This is a genomic window from Streptomyces sp. NPDC111802 (assembly GCF_055634335.1).
In genome coordinates this window covers 181,468-204,355 of the sequence record NZ_JBVKCZ010000007.1, presented here as the reverse complement: position 1 = coordinate 204,355, position 22,888 = coordinate 181,468, and the positions used below count along the sequence as shown (strand labels likewise).

General features: G+C 70.7%; 21 protein-coding genes. 5 read left to right on the top strand and 16 right to left on the bottom strand.

The genetic code is table 11. The features are described from left to right. Positions 1–15: 15 nt before the first annotated feature. Positions 16–945, top strand: a complete 930-nt coding sequence (locus ACZ7NC_RS10100) for an LLM class F420-dependent oxidoreductase (protein WP_471486591.1) — start codon at positions 16–18, stop codon at positions 943–945. On the opposite strand, the gene ACZ7NC_RS10095 is transcribed toward ACZ7NC_RS10100, so the two are convergent. Beyond that, positions 942–2,645: a flavin monoamine oxidase family protein gene (locus ACZ7NC_RS10095; protein ID WP_471486590.1), complete on the bottom strand. Its 1,704-nt coding sequence runs from the start codon at positions 2,643–2,645 to the stop codon at positions 942–944. The two genes, ACZ7NC_RS10100 and ACZ7NC_RS10095, sit on opposite strands and share 4 nt — an antisense overlap. A 46-nt stretch (positions 2,646–2,691) precedes the next feature. Then, positions 2,692–3,480, bottom strand: a complete 789-nt coding sequence (locus tag ACZ7NC_RS10090; RefSeq protein ID WP_471486588.1) for a carbon-nitrogen hydrolase family protein — start codon at positions 3,478–3,480, stop codon at positions 2,692–2,694. Positions 3,481–3,778: 298 nt separating this feature from the next. Here ACZ7NC_RS10090 and ACZ7NC_RS10085 point away from each other — a divergent pair, with 298 nt between their 5' ends. Next, on the top strand, positions 3,779–4,318 hold the full coding sequence (locus ACZ7NC_RS10085; protein ID WP_471486586.1) for a Repetin: 540 nt from the start codon (positions 3,779–3,781) through the stop codon (positions 4,316–4,318). Here ACZ7NC_RS10085 and ACZ7NC_RS10080 read toward each other — a convergent pair. From ACZ7NC_RS10080 to ACZ7NC_RS10055, 6 genes are all read right to left on the bottom strand, one after another. Next, positions 4,287–5,483 carry an MFS transporter gene (locus ACZ7NC_RS10080; RefSeq protein WP_471486584.1) on the bottom strand — a complete coding sequence of 399 codons (1,197 nt, stop codon included), beginning with the start codon at positions 5,481–5,483 and terminating at the stop codon, positions 4,287–4,289. The two genes, ACZ7NC_RS10085 and ACZ7NC_RS10080, sit on opposite strands and share 32 nt — an antisense overlap. 120 nt (positions 5,484–5,603) lie before the next feature. Next, positions 5,604–7,064 carry an HAD-IA family hydrolase gene (locus ACZ7NC_RS10075; protein ID WP_471486583.1) on the bottom strand — a complete coding sequence of 487 codons (1,461 nt, stop codon included), beginning with the start codon at positions 7,062–7,064 and terminating at the stop codon, positions 5,604–5,606. 47 nt (positions 7,065–7,111) lie between these two features. Continuing rightward, a complete protein-coding gene (locus ACZ7NC_RS10070) occupies positions 7,112–8,191 on the bottom strand; it encodes an ABC transporter ATP-binding protein (protein ID WP_471486582.1) in 1,080 nt (359 codons plus the stop codon). A gap of 3 nt (positions 8,192–8,194) precedes the next feature. Continuing rightward, positions 8,195–9,007: an ABC transporter permease gene (locus ACZ7NC_RS10065; RefSeq protein ID WP_471486581.1), complete on the bottom strand. Its 813-nt coding sequence runs from the start codon at positions 9,005–9,007 to the stop codon at positions 8,195–8,197. Continuing rightward, positions 8,995–9,894: an ABC transporter permease gene (locus ACZ7NC_RS10060; RefSeq protein WP_471486579.1), complete on the bottom strand. Its 900-nt coding sequence runs from the start codon at positions 9,892–9,894 to the stop codon at positions 8,995–8,997. Before ACZ7NC_RS10060 ends, ACZ7NC_RS10065 begins: the two co-directional genes overlap by 13 nt. After that, positions 9,891–11,048 (bottom strand): ABC transporter substrate-binding protein, encoded by a 1,158-nt coding sequence (locus ACZ7NC_RS10055; protein WP_471486577.1) that lies wholly within the window; start codon positions 11,046–11,048, stop codon positions 9,891–9,893. The genes ACZ7NC_RS10060 and ACZ7NC_RS10055 overlap by 4 nt, the downstream gene beginning before the upstream one ends. A gap of 227 nt (positions 11,049–11,275) precedes the next feature. On the opposite strand from ACZ7NC_RS10055, the gene ACZ7NC_RS10050 reads away from it, so the two are divergent. Beyond that, on the top strand, positions 11,276–12,016 hold the full coding sequence (locus tag ACZ7NC_RS10050; RefSeq protein WP_471486576.1) for a GntR family transcriptional regulator: 741 nt from the start codon (positions 11,276–11,278) through the stop codon (positions 12,014–12,016). 77 nt (positions 12,017–12,093) lie between these two features. Then, complete coding sequence (locus ACZ7NC_RS10045) at positions 12,094–12,501, top strand: hypothetical protein (RefSeq protein WP_471486575.1); 408 nt, start codon at positions 12,094–12,096, stop codon at positions 12,499–12,501. A gap of 4 nt (positions 12,502–12,505) precedes the next feature. Here ACZ7NC_RS10045 and ACZ7NC_RS10040 read toward each other — a convergent pair whose 3' ends face one another. The 7 genes from ACZ7NC_RS10040 to rpe form a co-directional block, all read right to left on the bottom strand. Then, entirely contained in the window at positions 12,506–12,958 is a 453-nt protein-coding gene (locus ACZ7NC_RS10040; protein WP_030947984.1) for an Lrp/AsnC family transcriptional regulator, read from the bottom strand. A 10-nt stretch (positions 12,959–12,968) separates the two neighbouring features. Further along, positions 12,969–14,441: an amino acid permease gene (locus tag ACZ7NC_RS10035; RefSeq protein ID WP_471486574.1), complete on the bottom strand. Its 1,473-nt coding sequence runs from the start codon at positions 14,439–14,441 to the stop codon at positions 12,969–12,971. A gap of 233 nt (positions 14,442–14,674) precedes the next feature. Beyond that, positions 14,675–15,166, bottom strand: a complete 492-nt coding sequence (locus ACZ7NC_RS10030; RefSeq protein WP_471486573.1) for a GNAT family N-acetyltransferase — start codon at positions 15,164–15,166, stop codon at positions 14,675–14,677. Positions 15,167–15,256: 90 nt separating this feature from the next. Continuing rightward, positions 15,257–16,699, bottom strand: coding sequence for a GuaB1 family IMP dehydrogenase-related protein (locus tag ACZ7NC_RS10025; RefSeq protein ID WP_471486719.1), 1,443 nt, complete (start codon positions 16,697–16,699; stop codon positions 15,257–15,259). A 131-nt stretch (positions 16,700–16,830) separates the two neighbouring features. Then, positions 16,831–17,145 carry a barstar family protein gene (locus tag ACZ7NC_RS10020; protein ID WP_471486572.1) on the bottom strand — a complete coding sequence of 105 codons (315 nt, stop codon included), beginning with the start codon at positions 17,143–17,145 and terminating at the stop codon, positions 16,831–16,833. An 87-nt stretch (positions 17,146–17,232) separates the two neighbouring features. Next, complete coding sequence (locus ACZ7NC_RS10015; protein ID WP_403460590.1) at positions 17,233–18,276, bottom strand: sugar-binding transcriptional regulator; 1,044 nt, start codon at positions 18,274–18,276, stop codon at positions 17,233–17,235. Between the two features lie 79 nt (positions 18,277–18,355). Further along, complete coding sequence (gene rpe, locus ACZ7NC_RS10010; protein WP_471486571.1) at positions 18,356–19,042, bottom strand: ribulose-phosphate 3-epimerase; 687 nt, start codon at positions 19,040–19,042, stop codon at positions 18,356–18,358. A gap of 134 nt (positions 19,043–19,176) precedes the next feature. Here rpe and ACZ7NC_RS10005 point away from each other — a divergent pair, with 134 nt between their 5' ends. Then, positions 19,177–21,333, top strand: a complete 2,157-nt coding sequence (locus tag ACZ7NC_RS10005) for an MMPL family transporter (RefSeq protein ID WP_471486570.1) — start codon at positions 19,177–19,179, stop codon at positions 21,331–21,333. A 66-nt stretch (positions 21,334–21,399) separates the two neighbouring features. On the opposite strand, the gene ACZ7NC_RS10000 is transcribed toward ACZ7NC_RS10005, so the two are convergent. Next, positions 21,400–22,818: an RsmB/NOP family class I SAM-dependent RNA methyltransferase gene (locus tag ACZ7NC_RS10000; RefSeq protein ID WP_471486569.1), complete on the bottom strand. Its 1,419-nt coding sequence runs from the start codon at positions 22,816–22,818 to the stop codon at positions 21,400–21,402. Positions 22,819–22,888: the final 70 nt, after the last annotated feature.

Here is a 22,888-nt window from a genome sequence, read left to right as displayed (position 1 = left end):
AAGGAGCACTCAGTCATGGCCATCCGTCTCGGACTCGGTCTTCCCCAGCTCCGGCAGTACGACCTCGCCAATGACGTGACGGACGTGGCCCGTACCGCCGAGCAGATCGGCTACGACAGCCTGTGGGTGTACGAGCGTGCCCTCGTCCCCGAGTCCCCGACCCAGGGGCTGTACGGCGTCCCGGGCCTGCCCTGGCCGGACTGGTACCGCGGGATGGCCCATCCGCTGGTCACCCTGACCCTGGCCGCGGCGGTCACCGAACGGGTCCGGCTGGGCACGGGCATCGTGGTCGCACCGCTGCACGGACCGTTCCAGCTCGCCAAGGCCCTGGCCACGCTGGACGCGGCGAGCGGCGGCCGGGTGGTCGCGGGTCTGGGCACGGGCTGGTCGGCCGACGAGTTCGCCGCCGCGTCCGTACGGCCGATCGAGGAGCGCGGCCAGGTGCTGGACGAGGTCATCGACGTCTGCCGGGCGGTGTGGGGCCCGGACCCGGTGTCCTACCAGGGCCGGATCACGAAGATCGACGCCGCCGTGGTCGGCCCCAAGCCCGCCCGTCCCATCCCGATCCTGGTGGCCGCGACCGGCAGGAAGGCGCTGAAGCGGGTCGTGGACCACGGCGACGGCTGGATCCCGGTCGCCATGGGCGCCGAGGGGTACGCCGACGGGTGGCACCAGCTCCAGGACATCGCCGCCGAGCGCGGCCGCACCACGCCGATCGAGCGAGTGCCGCGGGTGAACGTCATGTACTCGGCGAAGGCCTACGACGGAGACGACCGCCAGCCCTTCCAGGGCAGTGTCGAGCAGATCGTGGCGGATCTCGCGGCGCATGCCGAGGTCGGCATGGAGGAGGCCCTTCTCGACCTGCAGACAACTCCGCGCGACGCCCGGGAACTCAAGGACGTCGCGGCGGAGGTGTACGAGAAGGTACGGGCAGCCGGACTCTAGTCTTCAGGCAGCTCGACCGGCGCGATCTCGTCGTAGACGTCGCCCGGGCCCGGGTTGCTCGCGTCCGTCGCCCCGCCGAGGTGGTGCATCACGCCCCAGACCGCGTTCAGCGCTGTCTGGACGGCGCCCTCGGCCCAGCCGGCCGTCCAGGAGATGTCGTCACCGGCGAGGAAGATGGCCCGCTTGTCCTCGGGCAGCCGGTCCTGCATGAAGTGCGTGAACAGGCGCCGCTGGTAGCGGTAGTGGCCGGGCAGGTTGGCCTTGAACGCGCCCATGAAGTAGGGCTCGTTCTCCCAGGAGACGGTCACCGGGTTGCCGATGATGTGCTTCCTGATGTCGACCTTCGGGTAGATCTCGCCGAGCGACTTCAGCATGACCTCCATCCGCTCGTTCGCGGACAGCGGCAGCCACTTCAGGCTGTCGTCGCACCAGGTGTACGACAGACAGATCACGGCGGGCTTGTCCGGGCCGTCGTCCAGCAGATAGGTGCCGCGCGTCATCCGGTCGGTCAGCGTCATCGACATGACGTCCCGGCCGGTCTCCTCGTCCTTGTCCAGCCAGAACGGCCGGTCGACCGGCACGAACAGCTTCGAGCTCTCCATGTAGTGGGTGCGCTCGATCGCCGTCCAGTGGTCGATCGGGAAGAGCGAGTCGTCGCAGGCGATCTTCGACAGCAGCATCCAGGACTGGGCGGTGAAGACGGCCGCCGGGTAGGTGCGGATGTCGCCGTTCGCGTCGGTCACGGTGATCCGGTTGCCGGCGGCGCGGTTCAGCCGGGTCACGGCCGGGCGGGGCTCGCCGTTCTCGTGCAGCTTCGCGAGCGAGGTGCCGTACGCCCAGTGCACGATCTTCTCCGGCTCGCGCTCCCACAGGCGCAGCGGCAGCTGCTGGGAGCCGCCGACGATACCGCGGTGGTGGTCGTCGGCCTCGGTGTAGACGACGCGCAGGATCTCCAGGATGGAGTTCGGGAAGTCGGTGTCCCAGCCGCCGGTGCCGAAGCCGACCTGGCCGAAGATCTCGCGGTGCCGGAAGGACTTGAAGGCCTCGGAGTCGCAGAGGAAGCCGTAGAAGGTCTGGTTGTCGAGCTTCTCGACGAGCTTCGCCCAGATCTCCCGGATCCGCGGCACGTCCCGCTCCCGCATGGCGCGGTTCATGTCGGAGAAGTCGGCGCCCTCTTCGAGGCACTTGTTCCAGGCGTCGGCGACGTCCCGGTAGACCTGCGGGAGATCGTCGATCGTCTCGGCGTAGTGGCTCTCGCCCTTGAGGTCGACGACCGTCGAAGGGGTCGCCTCGGCAAGGGGGTTGGGGAAGGGCTGGGTCTCCAGGCCCACCAGGTCGATGTAGTGCTGGAGGGCGGTGGAGGACGGCGGGAAGCGCATCGCGCCCATCTCGGCGGTCAGGCCCTCGGTGCTGGGCCCGTCGAAGCCGACGGTGCGCAGCCGGCCGCCGATCTGGTCGGCCTCGTACACGACGGGCTTCAGGCCCATCTTCATCAGCTCGTACGCGGCGATGATGCCGGACAGGCCGCCGCCGATGACCGCGACCTCGGTGCCGTGCTCGGTCGCGGGTATCTGGCCGAGCCCCGCCGGGTGGGCGAGGAAGTCGTCGTAGGCGTACGGGAAGTCCGGGCCGAACATGGTGATCGGCGGCTGCTGCTGCTCGTCGGTGTGCTCGACGGCGTTGGGCACCATGGACGTCATGGGGTACGGACTCCTTGCGAGGGCTGCTGGTGAAGGCTGGAGGGATTCAGACGAGCGACCCGTAGAGGCCGGGGCGGCGGTCGGTCAGATACGGGTTGGCCTCGCGGGAGGCGGCGACGAAGGCGGGGTCGACGTCGGCGAGGACGAGCTCCTCGTCGCGGCCGGCACGGGTGCGGGCGACCCCGTCGGGACCGGCGAGCGTGGAGAGGCCCACGAACTCGAACTCCCCTTCCCGGCCGACCCGGTTGACGTACGCGACGTACATCTGGTTCTCGAAGGCCCGCACCGGGATCATCGACTCGGCGACGAACTGGAACGGGTGCATCTGCGCCGTCGGGACGAGAAGCAGGTCGGTGCCGGCGAGGGCGTGGGCCCGGACGTTCTCCGGGAACTCGACGTCGTAGCAGATCAGGATGCCGATCCGGACGCCGTCCAGCTCGGCCTGGACGATCTGCTGGTCGCCCGGTGTGAAGTGGTCGCGCTCGAAGCAGCCGAAGAGGTGGGTCTTGCGGTAGTTGGCGAGACGCGTGCCGTCGGCGGAGATCAGCTGGGCGGAGTTGAAGACGACGTCGTCGGCCCGCTCCGGGTAGCCGTACACGATCGCCAGGCCGTGCCGGGTCGCGATCTCGGCGACGGCGTCCGCGCAGTCGCCGTCGGCGGGCTCGGCGAGGCGGGCGATGTCGTCGCCGATCGCGTACCCGGTCAGGAACATCTCCGGCGCGACCAGCAGCCCGGCACCCGCGGCGGCGGCGCGGCCCGCGGCCTCGTCGAGGACCTTGAGGTTCTCGACGGTGGAGCCGGGGCGGCCGGAGCTCTGGAGCAGGGCGGTGCGCATGCGTGTCCTCACCGGGGCGGAAGGGTGATTGTGGGGGCCACGTAGACGGTACGGGCGGCTGACCAGGCCGGACAAGCAGGAGCCGTTGCGCGCCGGTGAGCTGTTCGTTGCGTGCGTCGAGGGGTGGGCGGCGATTCGTTGCGCGACCCCGGGCGTAGGTCCGCCCCTCCTTGGGGCGCACGGCGCGACGCCGTCCCCGCCGGACGGCGGAGGCGGGGTCCCGCCCCCGGTGCGATGTGGCGCGGGCGTGGCGCCGGGACAGTGGTGACCGTCCACTTGACCTGCAGAAAGGACCGCGATGAACCGCCGTACGAAGATCGTCGTGCTGGGCTCCGCACTGCTGCTCACCGCCGGGGCGGCCTCCGTCGCCACCGCGACGGACGACGCGCCTCGGCAGCGCGAGGCCGCCGCGCTCACCGGCACCGCCAAGCTGTACCGCTCGGCCGGGGACGACATCACGTTCTCGTTCGACGCGCATCTGGCGGCGAAGGACAACGCCGACCCGACGAAGGCCACCGGGACCTTCGAGTTCAGCCACTACCTGAACGGCGAGGGCGCCCGGGCGAAGGCGAAGGTGGACTGCCTGCTGACCGGCGGGAAGGTCGCCGTGGTCTCCGGGGTCATCACCTCCTCCGACCTGCCGGGCGCCGAGGGCAAGCGGGTCGGCATCACCGTCCACGACGTCGGTGGGCACGACCGGCTCGGCTACAGCTGGGCCTCGACGGGCAGCCCTGTCGAGACGAAGGAGCTGCCCAAGTGTGTGGGCTCCGCCCCCTTCGAGAAGGTCAGGAAGGGGACGGGCGACTTCACGGTCGTGCCGTGGCGGCCCGACTTCTAGCCAGCGCCAGTGCCGTCACCAGGTAGGGGATCGCCAGCACCGCGAAGATCGTGCCGTGCTCCGCGTCCGTGCCGAGCAGCGCGTACACGCCGAACGTGGCGACCGTGACCAGCTCGGTGCCCAGGCTCGCCACGGAGGTGAGGGTGGCCCGGCGGGACTCGTCGATGCGGTGCTGGAGACGGACGTCGGCGAGGACCTCCGCCAGCTGGAAGCCACCGAAGGCGAGACCCACGAGGGCGATGCCGGGCACCGAGCGGGCCATGGCGCCCACGGCCAGGGCGAGCGCGGCGCACATGAGCAGCGCCGCCAGCCCGGCCGTGCCGAGCCGTTCGGCCGGTCCGGTCAGCAGGCTCCCGGCGGTGACGCCGGCCCAGATCAGCAGGATCAGATAGGGCACGGTCGCCTCCGCCACGCCGATGTCCCGGACCAGCAGCGGGGTGTACTCGTCGAGCGCGCCCCATACGGCGGCGACGGCGGGGACCAGCAGCAGCGCACCGCGTACGGAACGGTCCCCGCGGACCTCGGCGAGCCCGGCCCGCAGGGTCGTCCTCCAGCTGTCGTCCCCGGTCCCCGGTGGCACCCGGTGCTCGGGGAAGCGGGCCGCGGTGAGCGCCGTCAGTAGGCAGGCCAGGACGCTCGCGACACCGACGGCCGGGTAACCGCCCACCGCGAAGACGGGACCGGCGAGACCGGCGGAGACCGCGGTGCCCACCAGCCGCGCGGCCCGGGACCGGCCCATGACCCGGGCGTACCGGTCGGCGGCGCCCAGCAGGTCCAGTTCGTCGTAGACCAGCGCCTCCAGGGCACCGGAGCCGAGCGCTCCGCCGGCGCCCCACAGGACGAAGCCGGCCGCGAAGGCCCAGTACGACGGGACGATCACCCACAGCGCGAAGCCGACGGCGGTGAGCAGCGGGCCGATCCACAGCAGCCTGCGACGCGACACGGTGTCGGCCCAGGCGCCGGAGGGCACCTCCAGCACCACGGCCGTGATCGACCACAGGGCGAACAGGGAGGAGATCTGCCAGAGCGACAGGCCGGTGTCGGCGAACAGCAGCGCGTACACCGGGTAGAGCAGGACGAAGTCGTCGAGGAACGAGTAGCCGTACAGCGTGGTGGTCAGCCGCCGGGCACCGGTGGCGGGCACACGCGCAGGTGAGAGTGTCATGAGGCCTTCCCGCAGGGACTGTTCGGACGCCGGGGGTACGGCGTCCGAGGCGGCCCTCGGGAGGCACGGCTGGTGGATCAATGTCGCCAGGTCATGACACCGATGGTAGGCGGGGCCGGCTCACTCGCGCAGGGAGAATCCGGTGATCACGGCGGCGTGGTCGGACGGCCAGTCGTTGTCCTCGACGTCCGGCCACGGGCGCGGGCGCCCGCTGACGTACGTCTCGCTGTGGAGCACGCCGAGGCCCCGGTGCAGGACGAAGTCGATCCGGTCCTGTGGCTCGGGGCGTCCGCTGCCGTCCTCGTGCACGGCGTGGATCGGCGACCAGGTGTGCCCGGGGTGGGTGGCCGGGTCCGGGTGCGCCTCGCGGTAGGAGTCGCGCAGCCCCGCCTCCTCGGCCGCCTTCGTCACCGGCCACTCGACGTCCCCGTCCAGGTGGGAGGGGCTGTTGAAGTCGCCGACGAGGACGACGGGCACGGCGGGGTCGGCCGCCTCCTCGATCCGGCCCAGGGTGTCCCGCATCTGCGCGAGCCGCACCTCTTCGTGGGCGATCAACTCGGCGGCCGGCAGCCCGTCGAAGGCGGACTCGTAGGGGCCGTAGGGAGCGCAGTCGAGGTGGGCCGTCCAGAGGTCGACCTGCCGGTCCCCGACCCGGATCCGGACCCCGGCCGCCCCGTAGAAGCCGACGGCCGGGTCGCCGAAGCGGGCCGTGATCGGGTGGCGGCTGATGACGCCGAGGTTCTCGCCGGCCCGGTGGTGGTACCAGCCGAGGGCGTCGGCGAGTTCCTGGGCGGCGGTGCCGTACGTCTCCTGGAGGCCGACCACGTCCACGCCGGTCTCGGCGATGACCTTGAGCTGCTTGGCCCGGTGGTCGTGGACCTTGGTGCCGCCGTACCAGAGGTTCCAGCTCATGACGCGCAGTTCGTCGGACGGCAGGGGGTTCCTCGGCAGGGTGCGCAGGCGCTCGGGGGTGACGCCCTCCAGGCTCGCGAGGACGGTCCGGCCGGGGGCCGGCTCGATCGGGGCGAGCGAGGGCACCGCGAGGACCGTGCAGCCGGCCGCCTCGGCGGAGCTGACGCCGGTGCGGGTGTCCTCGACGGCGACGCAGGCCCTCGGGTCGACGCCGAGGGCACGGCAGGCGGCGAGGTAGGGGTCGGGAGCGGGCTTGGTGCGGTCGGTGTCGTCGGCGGTGACGGAGACCGCGAAGCGGCTCGCGCCGAGTGTTTCGAGGACGGTGTCGGCGACGGACCGGGGCGACGCCGTGACCAGCGCCGTGGGGATGCCGTCGCGGGCCAGGGCGTCGAGCAGGGCCAGCGCGCCGGGGCGGGGGACGATGCCGACGCGGACCCGGTCGGCGAACTCGCGGTGGAGCAGTTCGGCCAGGTCGGCGGCCGGTGTACCGGTGGCCGCGGCCAGCCAGCCGGCGGTGTGCTCGACGGACCGGCCAAGCACTTCCGGCTCGTCCGCCTCGGTCAATTCCCGGCCGGCGACCCGCTCCACCGCATCCCACCACAGTCGCTCGGTGTCGACGAGCGTTCCGTCCATGTCGAACAGGACGGCCTGGAGCGGGAGTTCAGTCACGGTTGTCTCTTTCTTGCGTGGGGGGATCAGCAGGTCGTCGTACGGGGTCAGCGGCTGCGTTCGGCCACCAGCACCGGCCGCTCCGGCAGCGACACGCTCACCGCGGCTCCGGCACCGAGCGGGGCGCTCTCGTGCGCGGGCAGGTCGGCCTTGACCTCGGTGCCGTCGGCGAGTCGCACGGTCACCCGGGTGGTGGCCCCGAGGAACGCCGTGGCGACCACGCGCGCGTCGGAGGCGTCGTCGGCGCGCACGGCCACCGCCTCCGGCCGCACCAGCACATCGACGTCGGCCACCGAGGGTGCGTCGCCGTCGACGGGCAGCCGCCGGCCCAGCACCTCCACCCCGCCGTCGACGAGCTTGCCCGGAATCCGGCTCATCGTGCCGACGAACTCGGCGACGAAGGCGGTGGCGGGGCGGCCGTACAACTCGGCGGGCGCGGCGCACTGTTCGAGCCGTCCGGACCGCATGACCGCGACCCGGTCGGCCATCGACAGGGCCTCCTCCTGGTCGTGGGTGACGAACAGCGTGGTGATGCCGAGCTCCTGCTGAAGCCGCCGGATCTCCTCGCGCAGCGTCAGGCGCACCTTGGCGTCGAGCGCCGACAGCGGCTCGTCGAGCAGCAGGACGCGCGGGCGCAGGGCGAGGGCGCGGGCCAGGGCGATGCGCTGCTGCTGGCCGCCGGAGAGCTCGTGCGGAAACCGCTCGCCCTTGTCGGCGAGGCCGACCAGCTCCAGCAACTCGGCGGCTCGGGCGCGCCGTTCGCCGCTGCCGACCTTGCGCATGCGCAGCCCGAACGCCACGTTGTCGAGGGCGCTCAGATGCGGGAAGAGGCTGTACGACTGGAAGACCATCCCGGCGTCCCGGCGGTGCGCGGGAATGCCGGTGACGTCCTGGCCGTCGACCAGCACCGCGCCGGAGTCGGGGTGTTCGAACCCGGCGAGCATGCGCAGCGCGGTGGTCTTGCCGCAGCCGGACGGGCCGAGCAGGGCGAGGAGTTCGCCGGGCTCGACGGTCAGGTCGAGTCCGTCGAGGGCGACGGTCGTTCCGAACTCCCGGCGCAGTCCGCGGAATTCGACGGTGGCGGCTTTGGTCGCCGTGTCTTCGGCTGTCTTTTCAAGCACGGTCATGGTTCATCCCCGGGAGGTAGTACGGGTACGGCCGCCGAAGCCGGCGAGCACGAGGAGCAGCACCCAGGTCACGAGCAGGCTGAGCACGGACACGGCGACGGAGAGCTGGGCCTGCGAGCCGCTGACGTTCACGATCCACACGGCGAAGGGCTGGAAGCCGAGCAGCTGGGCCACGGTGAACTCGCCGAGCACCAGGGCGAGGGTGAGGAAGGAGGCGTTGAGCAGGGCGCCGCGCAGGTTCGGCAGAACGGCCTGGATCAGCGCCTGCGGCCAGTGGGCCCCGCAGCTGCGCGCGGCCTCCACGAGGGTGCGTACGTCGATGGCGCGCAGCCCGGCGTCCAGGGCCCGGTACACGAACGGCAGCGCCATCACTACGTAGGCGAGCACGAGCACGAACGGGAAGTCCGGGTTCTGGATCGCGACGAACGTCTGGAACAGCGGCGTACGCGACAGGTGCTCGGGCCCCCACTTCAGCACCGTCCCGATCCCGGCGACGAACGCGATCGGCGGCACGACCAGCGGCAGTGAGCACACCACCTCGACGACCGGCCGCAGCCGGGGCGCGCCGAGCCGCAGCGCGACCATGGCGGGCACCATCAGCAGCAGGACGATCGCGATGGTGGCGGCGGCCAGCTCCAGCGAGAGCAGCAGGCCGGCGACGAAGCCCTCGGTGGAGAAGATCCGGCTGTAGGCGTCGAAGGTGAGGCCCTGCCCCGGCACGTCGACCGTGAAGACGACCGACGCGGCCAGCGGCACCAGGAAGTACAGTCCGGCGAGGCCGAGCACGCCCCACCGCCACAGGTTCAGGCGAGCCATCGCGCGCTCCGTCGTTGCAGGGGCAGATACACGGCCATGACCAGTCCGGCGACCAGGACCATGTCGAGGCTGAGGGCGAGCGCCACGTTCTCCTGGCCGACGAGGACGTTCCCGGAGAGCGCGTCGGCGATCTGCAGGGTGACCAGCGGGATGGAACTGCCCACCATGGCGGCGGCGGTGGCGTATGCCGCGAAGGCGCTGCCGAAGAGCAGGACGAACCCGCCGAGCAGCGTGGGCAGCAGGACCGGCAGGGCCACGTGCCGCCAGTACTGCACGGTCGTGGCGCCGTTGTTCTGTGCCGCCTCCCGCCACTGGGAGCGCAGCCCCTCCAGCGCCGGGGTGATGGTGAGCACCATCAGCGGAATCAGGAAGTACAGGTAGACCAGCACCAGTCCCCAGAAGCTGTACAGATCCCAGCCCTTGTCCGTCAGACCCAGATGCCGGGTCAGCACACCGGCGTTGCCGAGCGTGGCGACGAAGGCGAAGGCCAGCGGGACGCCGCCGAAGTTGGCGAGGACCCCGGACGCGGTGAGCACGGCCTCGCGCAGCGCGCGGAAGCGGGAGGTCACCACGGCCTGGGCGAGGGGCAGCCCTAGCAGGGTGCCGAGCGCGGCGGAGACCGCGGACAGCTTGACGCTGCCGAGCAGGGCCGTGAGGTAGGCGCCCTGGAGCGAGGCCGTCAGGTTGTCGGCGCTGTACGAAGTCGCCCCCGTGGCCGGGTCCTTGACGGTGAAGGCGCCGTCCAGCATGGCGAGGGCCGGGAGCCCGAAGGCGAGCGCGGTGAAGACGAGCAGCGGGACGACGGCGAGCCATCCGCCGAGGGCCCGGCGCCGCCGCTGCCGCGGAGCGGCGGTCGCCGTGTCGGCCCGGGTGAGGGTGGCCGTCATCCGGAGACGGCCTTCGCCCAGCCCTGCCCGAGGACCGTCTTGGCCTTGTTCTGCTGCTCCTCGGTCGGGAAGGAGGGCGTCCCGGAGACCTCGGGCAGCTTGGCCGCGGCCGACTTGTCGAGGGTGCCGGCCTTCTCCATGGCGGTCATCAGCGCCGGGCGGGCGAAGCCCTTCAGCCACAGGTTCTGGCCCTCGGTGCTGTAGAGGTACTCCTGCCACAGGCGGGCGGCCGCGGGGTGCGGGGCGTCCTTGTTGACGGCCTGGGAGTAGTACTGCGCGAACGTGCCGTCGCTGGGCACCGACACCTGCCAGTCGACGCCCTTGGACTTGAACTCCTCGGCGTACCCGGCGTTGAGGTAGTCCCAGTCGATGCTGATCGGCGTCTCGCCCTTCTCGACGGTGGCCGGGGTCGACTCGACGGGCGTGTAGTTGCCGTTCTTCTTCAGCTCGGCGAAGAAGTCGAGGCCGGGCTGGATGTCGTCGAAGGAGCCGCCGTTCGCGAGCGCCGCCGCGTACACGCCGCCGAAGGCCGAACCGGACTTGGTGGGGTTGCCGTTGAGGGCGACCTGGCCCTTGTACCGCGGCTTGAGCAGGTCGGCGAAGGTCTTCGGGCACTCCTTGACCCGCTTCGCGTCACAGCCGATGGAGATGTAGCCGCCGTAGTCGTTGTACCAGCGGGCCTGCGCGTCCTTCTGACCCTCGGGGATGTCGGCGAACGCCGCCACCTTGTACGGCGCGAGCAGCCCCTGCTGGGCGGCGCTGATCGCGAACGAGCTGCCGAGGTCGAGCACGTCGGGGGCACGGTCCTGCCCCTTCCGCGACGTCACGGCGTTGATCTCGTCCTGGCTGGAGCCGTCGGGGTTCTCGACCTCGATCTTGATGCCGTACTTCTTCCGGAAGCCGTCGATGAGGGCGCCGTAGTTGGCCCAGTCGCGGGGCAGCGCCATTGCGTGCAGCGTGCCCTCCTTCTTGGCCGCCTCGACCAGCTTGTCCATGCCGCCGAGGTCGGCGGCGGAGGTGGCGGTGGCGGCGCTCTTGCCGTCGGCGGTGGTGGACGCGTTGTCGGGGGCGGCGCCACAGGCGCTCAGGGCGAGCGCGGCGACGACGGCGAGGGCGCCGACCGGGACGGCGTTTCTCGGCAGGGACACGGTCACGGCTTTCTCCAGGGGACGCGCGAGGGTGCAGGAGGATCTTGCCCAGCAAAGGTCTTGAACTTGTCTGAACAAGTTGGCCCCAGTAGGCCCGCCGATGGTGACACGTTCGTAAACACTGGCGAAAGCCTCTGCCCTGAATTTCTGCACACTCCCCACTGATGCTGAGCACTGGACGATCTCGATTAGGCTGGTCACGCTGTGCACAGCAACCGACTCAGAGGGGAAGCATGGCGGCGCGACACGAGGAGATCGCCGACGAGCTGCGCCAGGCGATCGACCGCGAGGAGTACACGGTCGGCTCTCTGCTGCCCGCCGAGACGGACCTCGCGGCCCACTACGGCGTCTCACGCGGCACGGTCCGCCAGGCGGTCGCGGCACTGACCGCCGAGGGGCTCATCGGCTCACGCCAGGGCGCCCGTCGCGTGGTGCTGGCCAGCCGCCGCAGCCAGAGCTTCGCCGAACTGCGCAGCTTCGCCCAGTGGGCGCACGCGATGGGGCGGGAGGCCACCGGCCATGTCGTCACGCAGGAGTACCACCCGGCGACGAAGGAGGACGCGGTACGCCTCCAACTGAGCGCCGGAACCCCGGTGTTGCACGTCCTGCGGGTGCGCGGCCTGGACGGCGAGCCGGTGCTGCTGGAGCGCACGGTCTACGCGGACTGGATCTCCCCGGCCGTCGAGGCCATAGAGCCCGAATGCCCGTCCGTCACCCAACGCCTGTACGACGACACGGGGTTGGTCTTCGCCTACGGCGAGCACGTCATCGACGCGGTGTCGGCGGGCGCCCAGGACGCCGAGTTGCTGGGCATCCGCCGCACGAGCCCCCTCCTGCGGGTACGACGCGTGACGACGACCCGCGAGGGCCGCCCGGTGGAGTGGTCGGACGACCGCTACCGCTCCGACGCGGTGAGCTTCAGCGTGCACAACTCGATCGACAACAACGCCCTGGCGAGGAAGACGGCCGACTGACCCCCTCCCCCGAACGGCTATGCGGGTCCACCCCGCGGAGGAGGCGGTCGCGTGTGCCGGCGGGCAAGACTTCCGGCATGGACGCCATCGACATCCCCGCCCTGCCGTTCGTCGACGAACACACGACGATCGTCGAGGCGAGCGCAGACGCCGTCCGGCGCGAGCTGGACACCCTGATGCACGGCTCGCGCGGCTTCCGGCCGGCGGTGTCGGCCCCTGGCCACGAGATGGCCTTCGTCGGCCGCCACCCCTTCTCGACGTACGCCCTGATCTTCCACCTGGACGAGGCGGCTCAGGGACACACACGCTTGCGGGCCGAGACCCGGGCGAGGTTCCCCGGGCGGGCCGGCGCCCTCTACCGACGAGTGGTCATAGGCACCGGCGGGCATGCACTGGTCGTACGGCACATTCTGAGAAGGGTCAGCAGAAGCGCCCCAAAGGGGCGCGGGGAACTGCGCGACCAGCCCCCACCGGCCCGCAGGTAACGCACTACGTTGGCGACCCGGAGGAAAACCGCCGCAACAAAGGCGACAGCACCAGCACCGACTTGGTCCGCTCCACGAACGGCTCGCCGGCGATCCGCTCCAGGACCCGCTCGAAGTGCCGCATGTCAGAGGCGAAGACCTGCACCACCGCATCCGCCTCACCCGTGACGGTCGACGCGGCCACGACCTCCTGATACCGCTCAAGACCCCGCCGGATGGTCTCCGGCGAGGTGTTGTGCCGGCAGTAGATCTCGACGAACCCCTCGGTCTCCCAGCCGAGAGCCGACGGGTCCACCCGTACGGTGAATCCGGTGATGGCGCCGGTCGCGCGCAGCCTGTCCACGCGCCGCTTCACGGCGGGCGCGGACAGGCCGACGAGTTGCCCGATGTCCGCGTAGGAGCGGCGGGCGTCCTCGGCGAGGGCGTGCACGATGCGTTCGTCGAGATCGTTCAGCACTGCGGGTCGTTCACTTCACTTCTGGCACGGCAAGACGGGAACGGCGATAGCCGTACAGGAAGTAGAACACGAGACCGGCGGCCATCCAGCACCCGAAGACGACCCAGGTGACGGTGTCGAGGCTGAACATGTTGTACGCGCAGAAGAGGAAGCCGAGCACCGGCAGCACCGGCCCGAACGGCACCCTGAACGTGCGCTCGAGCTCCGGGCGCTTCACGCGCAGGACGATCACCGCGATGTTGACCAGCGCGAAGGCGAACAGCGTGCCGATGCTGGTGGCGTCGACGAGCTTGCCCAGCGGGATGAGGGCCGCGAGCGCACCGCAGAACAGGGACACGATGATCGTGTTGAGGCGCGGCGCGCCGGTCTTCGGGTGGACCTTGCCGAGCGCCTTGGGCACCAGGCCGTCACGGGACATCGCGAAGAGGATGCGAGTCTGGCCGTAGAGCACGGTGAGGACCACGCTCGCGATGGAGATGACGGCGCCGAGGGCGAGCAGGGTGCCGTAGAAGCTCTGGCCGCTGACGTCGTTCATGATCGCGGCGAGGGAGGCCTCGGAGCCCTCGAACTTGGTCCAGTTCCAGGCGCCGACGGCGACACCCGCGACGAGGACGTACAGCGCGGTCACGATGATCAGCGAGAGCATGATCGCGCGCGGCAGGTCCCGCTTGGGGTCCTTGGCCTCCTCACCGGCGGTGGAAGCGGCGTCGAAGCCGATGTAGGAGAAGAAGAGCGTGGCGCCCGCGGCGCTCACACCGGCCATGCCGAGCGGCATGAAGTCCTCGTAGTTGCCGGACTTGAAGCCCATGAAGCCGACCGCGCAGAACAGCACCAGAGCGGCGATCTTGACCGCCACCATGATCGTGTTGGCCCGCGCGGACTCGCGGACGCCGCCGAGCAGGAACACCATCGCCAGCAGGACGACGATCAGCGCGGGCAGGTTGATGATCCCGCCCTCGCCGGGCGCGGAGGACAGCACGGAGGGGATGGTGACGCCTATGGTCCCGTTGAGCAGCTCGTTGAGGTACTCGCCCCAGCCGACGGCGACGGCGGCCACCGACACGCCGTACTCCAGCACCAGGCACCAGCCGCAGACCCACGCGACCAGCTCGCCCATCGTTGCGTACGCATACGAGTACGAGGACCCGGCGACCGGGATGGAGCCGGCCAGCTCGGCGTACGACAGGGCCGAGAAGAGCGCCGTGAGACCGGCGATGACGAAGGCCAGGGTGACGGCCGGGCCGGCCTCCGGGACGGCGTCGCCGAGGACGACGAAGATGCCGGTGCCGAGGGTGGCACCGATGCTGATCATGGTGAGCTGCCACAGGCCGAGGGAGCGTCGCAGGGACCCTCCTTCGCCCTGACCACCCTCCGCGACCAGGTGTTCCACGGGCTTGCGGCGCATCAGTCGCGCGCCGACGCCGAGGGGCGCGGGGGCGGCTGTCTGGCCTGGGGATTGCGGGGGTGCGCCTTGGTCGAGCACGCGTTGGCTCCTTATCGCTGCCGGTCAGTGCGACAGGGACCGGCGGCATCCCTTGCAACAGGGACCCACCGAGCGGGGTCCCTGCCACGCCACGTACGAGGCGACAGCCTATGAGGAGCAGCGTTGCTGATGAAATGCAGCAACCTTGCGTATGCCCGCAAGATCATTGCGTGTCCGGGGGCTGGGTGGGTGTTCGTTGCGGGGTGGCTGGTGGACCGTTGCGCGGAGTTCCCTCAAAGGGCCTTGACCAGGAACACACAGGGATCCGCCCGCTCATGCCGCACGCCGTCGTCGAGGTGGGTCCAGCGGTCGATGTACGCCACCGTGGGCAGATATCCGAGCCGCGCGTACAGCGCCGCCGCGCGCGGGTTGTCGTCGCCGACACCGAGGCCCATGACGCCGATCCCGCGCTCGCGCGCCAGCCGTTCGGCGGTGTGCACCAGTGCGGCACCGATGCCCTGGGAGCGAAGCGATTCCGGCCACACGAGAAGGCCGTTGATCTCCGGGCACCCGGGCTGCGCCGCGCGCACCTCCGGCGCCTCGCACCCGGTCCAGCGGACCTCCGCGTGGCCCACGGGCCGGCCGTCCAGCCACGGGATCAGATACGTGCTGTCCCCCGCCTCCTGCCGAGCGAAGCGGGCGGCATGGCTGCCGTCGGCGCTGTACGACGGCATGCAGCGGTCCAGCGCCTCGATGTCCTCGGCCCTGCACGTGGCGATCTCCATGCTCCGACGGTAGCGGCCGGGCACGCCGGACGGCCCCCGATTTTCCCCGCAGAGGCGGGGCAACGGGGGCCTTCGGCAAGGGAGTTGGCGTCAGCTCCAGCTGGCGTGCAGCGGCTTGCCCTCCGCGTAGCCGGCCGCGCTCTGGATGCCGACGACCGCCTTCTCGGCGAACTCCTCCAGGGAGCCGGCTCCGGCGTAGGTGCAGGACGACCGCACGCCCGCGATGATCGAGTCGATCAGGTCCTCCACGCCCGGGCGGGCCGGGTCGAGGAACATACGGGAGGTGGAGATGCCCTCCTCGAACAGGGCCTTGCGGGCGCGGTCGTACGCCGACTCCTCCGACGTACGGTTGGCCACGGCCCGCGCGGACGCCATGCCGAACGACTCCTTGTAGAGGCGGCCGTTGGCGTCCTGCTGGAGGTCGCCCGGGGACTCGTAGGTGCCCGCGAACCAGGACCCGACCATCACGTTGGACGCACCGGCGGCGAGCGCCATGGCGACATCGCGCGGATGCCGGACACCGCCGTCGGCCCACACGTGCTTGCCGTACTTCTTCGCCTCGGCCGCGCACTCCAGGACCGCCGAGAACTGCGGCCGGCCGACGCCGGTCATCATGCGGGTGGTGCACATGGCACCCGGGCCGACACCGACCTTGATGATGTCCGCGCCGGCCTCGACGAGGTCCCGGACACCCTCGGCGGCCACGATGTTGCCCGCGACGATCGGCACCCGCGGGTCGAGCGCCCGGACCGTCCGGATCGCGGTGATCATCGACTCCTGGTGGCCGTGCGCCGTGTCGATGACGAGGGTGTCGACGCCCGCGTCGAGCAGCTGCTTGGCCTTGCCGGCGACGTCGCCGTTGATGCCCACGGCGGCCGCGATGCGCAGCTTGCCGTCGGCGTCGACGGCCGGCGTGTACAGCGTGGCGCGCAGGGCGCCCTTGCGGGTCAGGATGCCCGCGAGACGGCCGTCGGCGTCCACGGCGGGGGCGTAACGCCGATTGTGGTGGTCGAGGGTGTTGAAGGCCTCGATCGGGTCGATGTCGGCGTCAAGGAGCAGCAGGTCGCGCGACATGACCACTTCGAGCTGCGTGAAGCGGTCCACGCCGGACAGGTCGGAGTCGGTGACCACGCCGATGGGCTTGCCGTCCTCGTCGACGACCACACCGGCGTTGTGGGCTCGCTTGGGCAGCAGGGCCAGCGCGTCGGCGACCGTCTGGTGCGGGGCCAGCACGATCGGGGTGTCGAGGACGTGGTGGCGGCTCTTCACCCAGGAGACGACCTCGGTGACGACGTCGATCGGGATGTCCTGCGGGATGACCACCAGGCCGCCGCGCCGGGCCATCGTCTCGGCCATACGGCGGCCGGCGATGGCGGTCATGTTGGCGACGACCAGCGGGATCGTGGTGCCCGTGCCGTCCGGGGAGCTGAGGTCCACCGCCTGCCGCGAGCCGACCGAGCTGCGGCTCGGGACCATGAAGACGTCGTCGTACGTCAGGTCGTACGCGGGCTGGATGTCATTGAGGAAACGCACGTGCTGCACATCCCAGTCGATCAGAGGTGGCCCCCGGACAGGTCAGCCAGGGGGAAGAGCACGTACTTCATTGTCCCATGCTGACCGGAATGCGCTGTACGGTCACATCATCCAAGCAGGTCAGAGGCCCCTTAGGAGGATCCTCCAAGGGCCAGCAGCACGGAGAGCGCCGACGTGCGGTCCACCGCCTCGGTGAAGACCTCCTCGGCGATCCGCCACTCGTCGGGCCGCGCCTTCGCATACGGCTGCCAGTTCCGTACGACGATCCGCATGCCCTGATCCACGGCGCCCTCGGGCCACACGGCGCGGTCGGAGAGGGAGTCGGCCAGCGCGTCCCAGTTGCGCCCGAACCAGTCGGGCAGCCGCAGGTCGCGGGCGCAGCGGTCCATCAGGCCCGCCTTGTCCGTGACCCCGTCGAGGTCCAGCGTGAGCACGAGCTCCGTCATTCCGTTACCGCCCAGGTCGTAGTGATCGTCCCTGAAGGAGGGGACGACTGGGGACGGCCCCTGCGGCCGCCCCCTCGTGACGTCCCGTCAGTTCCCGTCCGGGTCGGCCCTGTTGAGGGTGTTCTTCGGCGTCGGACCGGCCGTCATCAGGTAGTCCGCCGCCGAGGTGTCCGTCACCAGGGAGGTGACGAGCCCGGACCGCAGCACGGCGTCGATCGCCGCCGCCTTGCGCTGTCCGCCCGCGATGGCGACGACCTCGGGGATACGGCGGAGCTGGTCGGCCTTGACCGTGATGCACCGCTCCTGGAGGTCCCGCCCGACCCGGCGCCCCTCGGCGTCGAAGAGGTGCGCGGACATCTCGGCGGCGACGCCGAGCGAGGCGTAGTGCGCCCGCTCCTCGTCGCTGAGCATGTCGTGCACCGTCGAGATGCCCGGCTCCCAGGAGCCGATGGAGACACAGGCGACCGTGACCTTGTCGAAGTACTCGAAGGCCCGGGCGATTCCGGTCTGGTGGCGCAGCGCCGCCGCGGTGGCCGCGTCCGGCAGCAGCATCGGCGCGTAGATGGGGTGCGCGTCGCCGCCGGAGACCTGCGCGGCACGGCGCACGGCCTCGACCGAACCGCGCTCGGCGGTCCCGGCGTCGTACACGCCCGTCAGCTGCACCACCGTGCAGGGCGGCAGCCGGTCGAGGGCGGCCGCCATGTTGATGGTGGACCGGCCCCATGCCAGACCCAGCACATCCCCTTCGTTCACCAGCTCGCCGAGCAGGTCGGCGGCCACTTCTCCCAGGTTCTCCGGGTCGGGCGACTCATCGGCCTCGGCCGGGGCCTCGACCACGACGGCATGCCTGAGGCCGTACCGGGCACGCAGCGCGTCGGAGCGCTCGGCGTCCAGCTCGGCCGGCACACGGATCTCGATGCGCACCAGATCCCGTTCGAGAGCGGTCTCCAGGACCCGGGCCACCTTGAAGCGGCTGACGCCGAACTCCTCCGCGATCTGGATCTTGGATTTGCCCTCGAGGTAGAAGCGGCGGGCCATGGCCGCCGCCTGCACCAGCTCAGCGGGTCCCATCCGCATGGCTGACCGGCCCGCCGACATACCCGACACGGCGATCTCCTCACTGCTGTTCACACTCTGGATTCGCCGTTCATCCTTGCAGATCCGGCGCTCTTGATCCGCCCCTGATGGGCGGCGTTCACGTTCCCTTGGCTCAGTGGTCGCATGCCCAGGCAGCGGACTTCGTCACGCCATCCGCCTGAGCACGCAGCGCGCGGACCGCCTCGGCCGGGTCGTCCGCCCCGTACACCGCGGAACCGGCGACGAAGACGTCCGCGCCCGCCTCCGCGCACCGCTCGATCGTCGACGCCGAGACACCGCCGTCGACCTGGAGCCACACCTCGAGGCCGTGCTTGCTGATCAACTCGCGGGTGCGGCGAATCTTCGGAAGCATGATGTCGAGAAACGCCTGACCACCGAAGCCCGGCTCGACCGTCATGATCAGGAGCATGTCGAGCTCGGGCAGCAGATCCTCGTACGGCTCGATGGGCGTCGCGGGCTTGAGCGCCATGGCGGCACGAGCGCCCTTCGCCCTGATCTCCCGGGCCAGCCGCACCGGGGCCGCGGCCGCCTCGACATGGAAGGTGACGGAGGAGGCCCCCGCTTCCACGTACTGAGGCGCCCACCGATCGGGGGCCTCGATCATCAGATGGCAGTCCAGCGGAGTGTCCGTCGCACGGGCCAGAGACTCTACGACCGGCACGCCGAGCGTGAGGTTCGGGACGAAATGGTTGTCCATGACGTCGACGTGGAGCCAGTCGGCTCCTTCGACCGCCTTCGCCTCGTCCGCGAGGCGGGCGAAGTCGGCGGACAGGATGCTGGGGTTGATCTGCGCGGCCATGACCCAAGCCTGCCATGTCCGGGCACGAATGTTCGCGCCGGTCCAGACCTAAGGCGTTCATCGGATGTTGTGTCCGGGTCTGGCGTGCCATGCTGGGCCGCCCACCGGATCGTTGTGCGGCTGCGGGGGTGGCCATGACGGAGATCCAGGAGAAGAAGCGGACGCCGAGGTCGGGGCAGCAGGGCATCGCGCACCTGGTCTGCGGACGGCGGGCCAAGTGGGTGGTGCTCGTCCTGTGGCTGGCGGCGCTCTTCGTGACCGCACCGCTCGCGCAGAAGCTGAGCGACGCGCAGGACAACGACGCGGCCTCCTGGCTGCCCGGGTCCGCGGAATCCACCCAAGTCCTGGAGATCTCCGAGAACTTCAGGCCGGAGCAGATCCCCGCGGTCGTGGTCTACGCCCGCGCCGACGGCCTCACGGCACAGGACCGGGCCGCGATCGCCGAGGACGTTCCCCAGCTCAAGCAGCTGACCGACCACGGCATTCGCGGCGCCGAGACGCGGGGCCCGGTCTTCGACCGCAAGGTGGACCCGCGCGCGGCCCAGGTCCAGGTCCAGGTCCCGATGGACGAGCAGGGCTGGGACCGTATCGCCCCCGCCGTCGACTCCATCCGGGACATCGTCGGCGAGGGCGGCGGCGGGCTCACCGTGCACATCACGGGCCCGGGCGGCACATCGGCCGACTTCGCCGAGGCCTTCGAGGGCATCGACTCCACCCTCCTGCTGTCGGCGATGACGGTCGTCATCGTCATACTCCTGATCACCTACCGCAGCCCGACCCTGCTCCTGGTCCCCCTGGTCGCCGTGATCGTCGCCCTGTTCACCGCCCAGGCCCTCATCTACCTGCTGGCGGAACACGCGGGCCTGACGGTGAACGGCCAGAGCGCGGGCATCCTGACGGTCCTGGTCTTCGGCGCGGGCACCGACTACGCACTGCTCCTCGTCGCCCGCTACCGGGAAGAACTACGCCGTCACGAGGACCGCCACGAGGCAATGGCCCTGGCGCTGCACCGCGCGGGCCCGGCGGTGCTCGCCTCCGGCGCGACGGTCGTGCTGAGCATGCTGGTGCTGCTGGCGGCGGAGATGAACTCGACGAGCGGTCTCGGCCCGGTGGCCGCGATCGGCGTGGCGGTGGGCCTGCTGGCGATGATGACCCTCTTCCCCGCACTCCTCGTGATCTGCGGCCGCTGGATCTTCTGGCCGATGATCCCCCATGTCGGTGCGGAGAACCCGCACGAGCGCGGCGTCTGGGCCCGCACGGGCCGCGGTATCGCCCGGCGCCCCCGCATGACCTGGGCCATCACGGCCGCGGTCCTCGCGGTCTGCTCCCTGGGCCTGATCCAACTGCGGGCCGAGGGCCTGAGCAACGCCGACGCGTTCACCGACAAGCCGGAGTCCATCACCGGCCAGGAGATCTCCGAGCGCTACTTCCCGGCGGGCAGCGGCGACCCCCTGGTCATCGTCAGCAACCAGGCGCAGGCGCGGCAGGTGGGCCGAGCGGTCGCCGACACCGAGGGTGTCGTCCCCGATTCGCTGGGCCTGCCACCCGCCACCAAACCGTCGTACGACGGCAAGGTGCTCTTCGAGGCGACGATGACCGCTCCCGCCGACAGCGAGGCCGCGAAGCAGACGGTCGAGCGGGTACGGGACGCCGTGCACGCGGTGCCGGACGCGGACGCCCAGGTGGGCGGCGGTACGGCAGCCCTGTTGGACATGGACAGGGCGACCACGCACGACAACATCCTGATCATCCCGCTGGTGCTGGGCGTGGTGATGCTCATCCTCGCGGCCCTGCTCCGTGCCCTCCTGGCCCCCCTGTTGCTGATAGGCACGGTGATCCTCTCCTTCACGGCCGCGTTGGGCATCAGCGCGCTGGCCTTCCGGCACCTCTTCGACTACGCGGGCGAGTCGACCGATTTCCCGCTGTTCGTCTTCGTCTTCCTCGTCGCCCTGGGCATCGACTACAACATCTTCCTCACCACTCGCATCCGCGAGGAGGCCACCCACCAGGGCACGCGCCCCGGCGTCATCACAGGCCTGGCCGCCACGGGAGCGGTCATCACCTCGGCCGGCCTGGTCCTGGCCGGCACCTTCGCCGCCCTGGGCACCCTCCCCATGGTCGCCTTCGCCGAAATCGGCTTCGCGGTGGCCCTGGGGGTACTGCTGGACACGTTCATCGTCCGCTCGGTACTGGTGACGGCGCTGTTCCTGGACGTGGGCCCGAAGATCTGGTGGCCGCATCGGCTGGCGCGGGAGGATGACGGTGCGCACCCCAGCCCGTCCGGCGTTTGAGGACAAGGCCAGACAAGGCCACTCAAGGGCCGAAGCGGGGACTGGGGCGGCAGTTCCAGCGGGGCGTCAGCCCACCCGCCGCATCAACGCCAGATACATCGCATCGGTCCCATGCAGATGAGGCCACAACTGCACATCAGGCCCCTCCCCCAACTCCGGCACCCCCACCAACAAGGGCCGAGCATCCACCAGCTCAACCCCACCCCGCTCCTTCATCACGTCGTCCACAACCACCCGGGTCTCAGCAAGATGCGGTGAACAGGTGGCATACCCGACCACACCCCCCACCCGCACAGACTCGATCGCCCCACGCAACAACGCCCGCTGAAGCGGAGCAAACCCGTCCAGATCCTCCGGCCGCCGCCGCCACCGCGCCTCCGGCCGCCGCCGCAACGCCCCCAGCCCGGTACAAGGCACATCCACCAGCACCCGGTCAAAACTCCCGGCCCGCCAAGGCGGCCGAGTCCCATCCGCGGCAATGACCTGATACGGCCCCGGATTGCCGTCCAACGCCTTCGCCACCAGCCCCGCCCGATGCGGCTGCTTCTCGGAGGCCAGCAACGCAGCCCCCCGCTCAGCAGCCAGCGCACCGAGCAGCGCCGCCTTCCCCCCGGGCCCGGCACACCCGTCGAGCCACTTCTCATCACGCCCGTCGAGCGGAGCATTGGCCAGGGCAAGCGCGACCAACTGGCTCCCCTCGTCCTGCACCCCCGCCCGCCCTTCCCGCACAGCCTCGATCGCCCCCGGCTCCCCACCCTCGGCAAGCCGCACGGCATAAGGCGACCAACGGCCGGGCACCGCGGCCTCCTCACCAAGAAGCTCGTCGCGCGTGGCCCGCCCCGGCCGCGCGACCAGCGTCACCTCGGGCCGCTCGTTGTCGGCCTCCAGCAACGCCTCGATCCCGGCCCGTCCACCACCGAGCGAGTCCCACAGCGCGGAGACGACCCACCGCGGATGCGAGTGCACAACGGCCAGATGGTCTTCCGCATCCTCCTCGTACGGCGGCGCAACCCGCTGGATCCACCCGTCGAGATCGTCCTGAGCGACCTTCCGCAGCACGGCGTTGACGAACTTGGCACGCCCGTCACCCAGCACGACCCGGGCAAGCTCGACGGACGCCGACACCGCGGCATGCGTGGGAATCCGCGTCCCCAGCAGCTGATGCGCACCCAGGCTGAGCACATCGAGCACAGGCGGGTCGACCTCACGCAGCGGCCGGTCCACGCACGCGGCGATGATCGCGTCGTATGTCCCCTGCCGCCGCAGCGTCCCGTACACCAACTCGGTCGCGAGCGCGGCATCCCGCCCGTCGAAGTCGCCCTTCTCCCGCGCCTTGCGCAGCAACGGCGGCAGTACGAGATTGGCGTACGCGTCCCGCTCGTCCACCGCGCGCAGCGCGTCGAAGGCGAGGATGCGGACGGGGTCCTTCTGGGGCCGACGGTAGGGCTTGCCGGTTCTGCGGGGCCGACGGGAGGTGTCGCTCACGAAAAGGTGCTCCGGATTACTGGATGAGATGTACGCCCAGCCTACGTCGCACGGTCGACCCCGCGTACGT

What these genes read in the sequence shown, in the direction of transcription:
- ACZ7NC_RS10080 (WP_471486584.1), bottom strand. Translation starts at nt 5,483, where the DNA reads ATGACACTCTCACCTGCGCGTGTGCCCGCCACCGGTGCCCGGCGGCTG.
- ACZ7NC_RS10065 (WP_471486581.1), bottom strand. Translation starts at nt 9,007, where the DNA reads ATGGCTCGCCTGAACCTGTGGCGGTGGGGCGTGCTCGGCCTCGCCGGA.
- ACZ7NC_RS10070 (WP_471486582.1), bottom strand. Translation starts at nt 8,191, where the DNA reads ATGACCGTGCTTGAAAAGACAGCCGAAGACACGGCGACCAAAGCCGCC.
- ACZ7NC_RS10005 (WP_471486570.1), top strand. Translation starts at nt 19,177, where the DNA reads ATGACGGAGATCCAGGAGAAGAAGCGGACGCCGAGGTCGGGGCAGCAG.
- ACZ7NC_RS10095 (WP_471486590.1), bottom strand. Translation starts at nt 2,645, where the DNA reads ATGACGTCCATGGTGCCCAACGCCGTCGAGCACACCGACGAGCAGCAG.
- ACZ7NC_RS10085 (WP_471486586.1), top strand. Translation starts at nt 3,779, where the DNA reads ATGAACCGCCGTACGAAGATCGTCGTGCTGGGCTCCGCACTGCTGCTC.
- rpe (WP_471486571.1), bottom strand. Translation starts at nt 19,042, where the DNA reads ATGGCCGCGCAGATCAACCCCAGCATCCTGTCCGCCGACTTCGCCCGC.
- ACZ7NC_RS10020 (WP_471486572.1), bottom strand. Translation starts at nt 17,145, where the DNA reads ATGACGGAGCTCGTGCTCACGCTGGACCTCGACGGGGTCACGGACAAG.
- ACZ7NC_RS10060 (WP_471486579.1), bottom strand. Translation starts at nt 9,894, where the DNA reads ATGACGGCCACCCTCACCCGGGCCGACACGGCGACCGCCGCTCCGCGG.
- ACZ7NC_RS10030 (WP_471486573.1), bottom strand. Translation starts at nt 15,166, where the DNA reads ATGGAGATCGCCACGTGCAGGGCCGAGGACATCGAGGCGCTGGACCGC.
- ACZ7NC_RS10050 (WP_471486576.1), top strand. Translation starts at nt 11,276, where the DNA reads ATGGCGGCGCGACACGAGGAGATCGCCGACGAGCTGCGCCAGGCGATC.
- ACZ7NC_RS10045 (WP_471486575.1), top strand. Translation starts at nt 12,094, where the DNA reads ATGGACGCCATCGACATCCCCGCCCTGCCGTTCGTCGACGAACACACG.
- ACZ7NC_RS10100 (WP_471486591.1), top strand. Translation starts at nt 16, where the DNA reads ATGGCCATCCGTCTCGGACTCGGTCTTCCCCAGCTCCGGCAGTACGAC.
- ACZ7NC_RS10090 (WP_471486588.1), bottom strand. Translation starts at nt 3,480, where the DNA reads ATGCGCACCGCCCTGCTCCAGAGCTCCGGCCGCCCCGGCTCCACCGTC.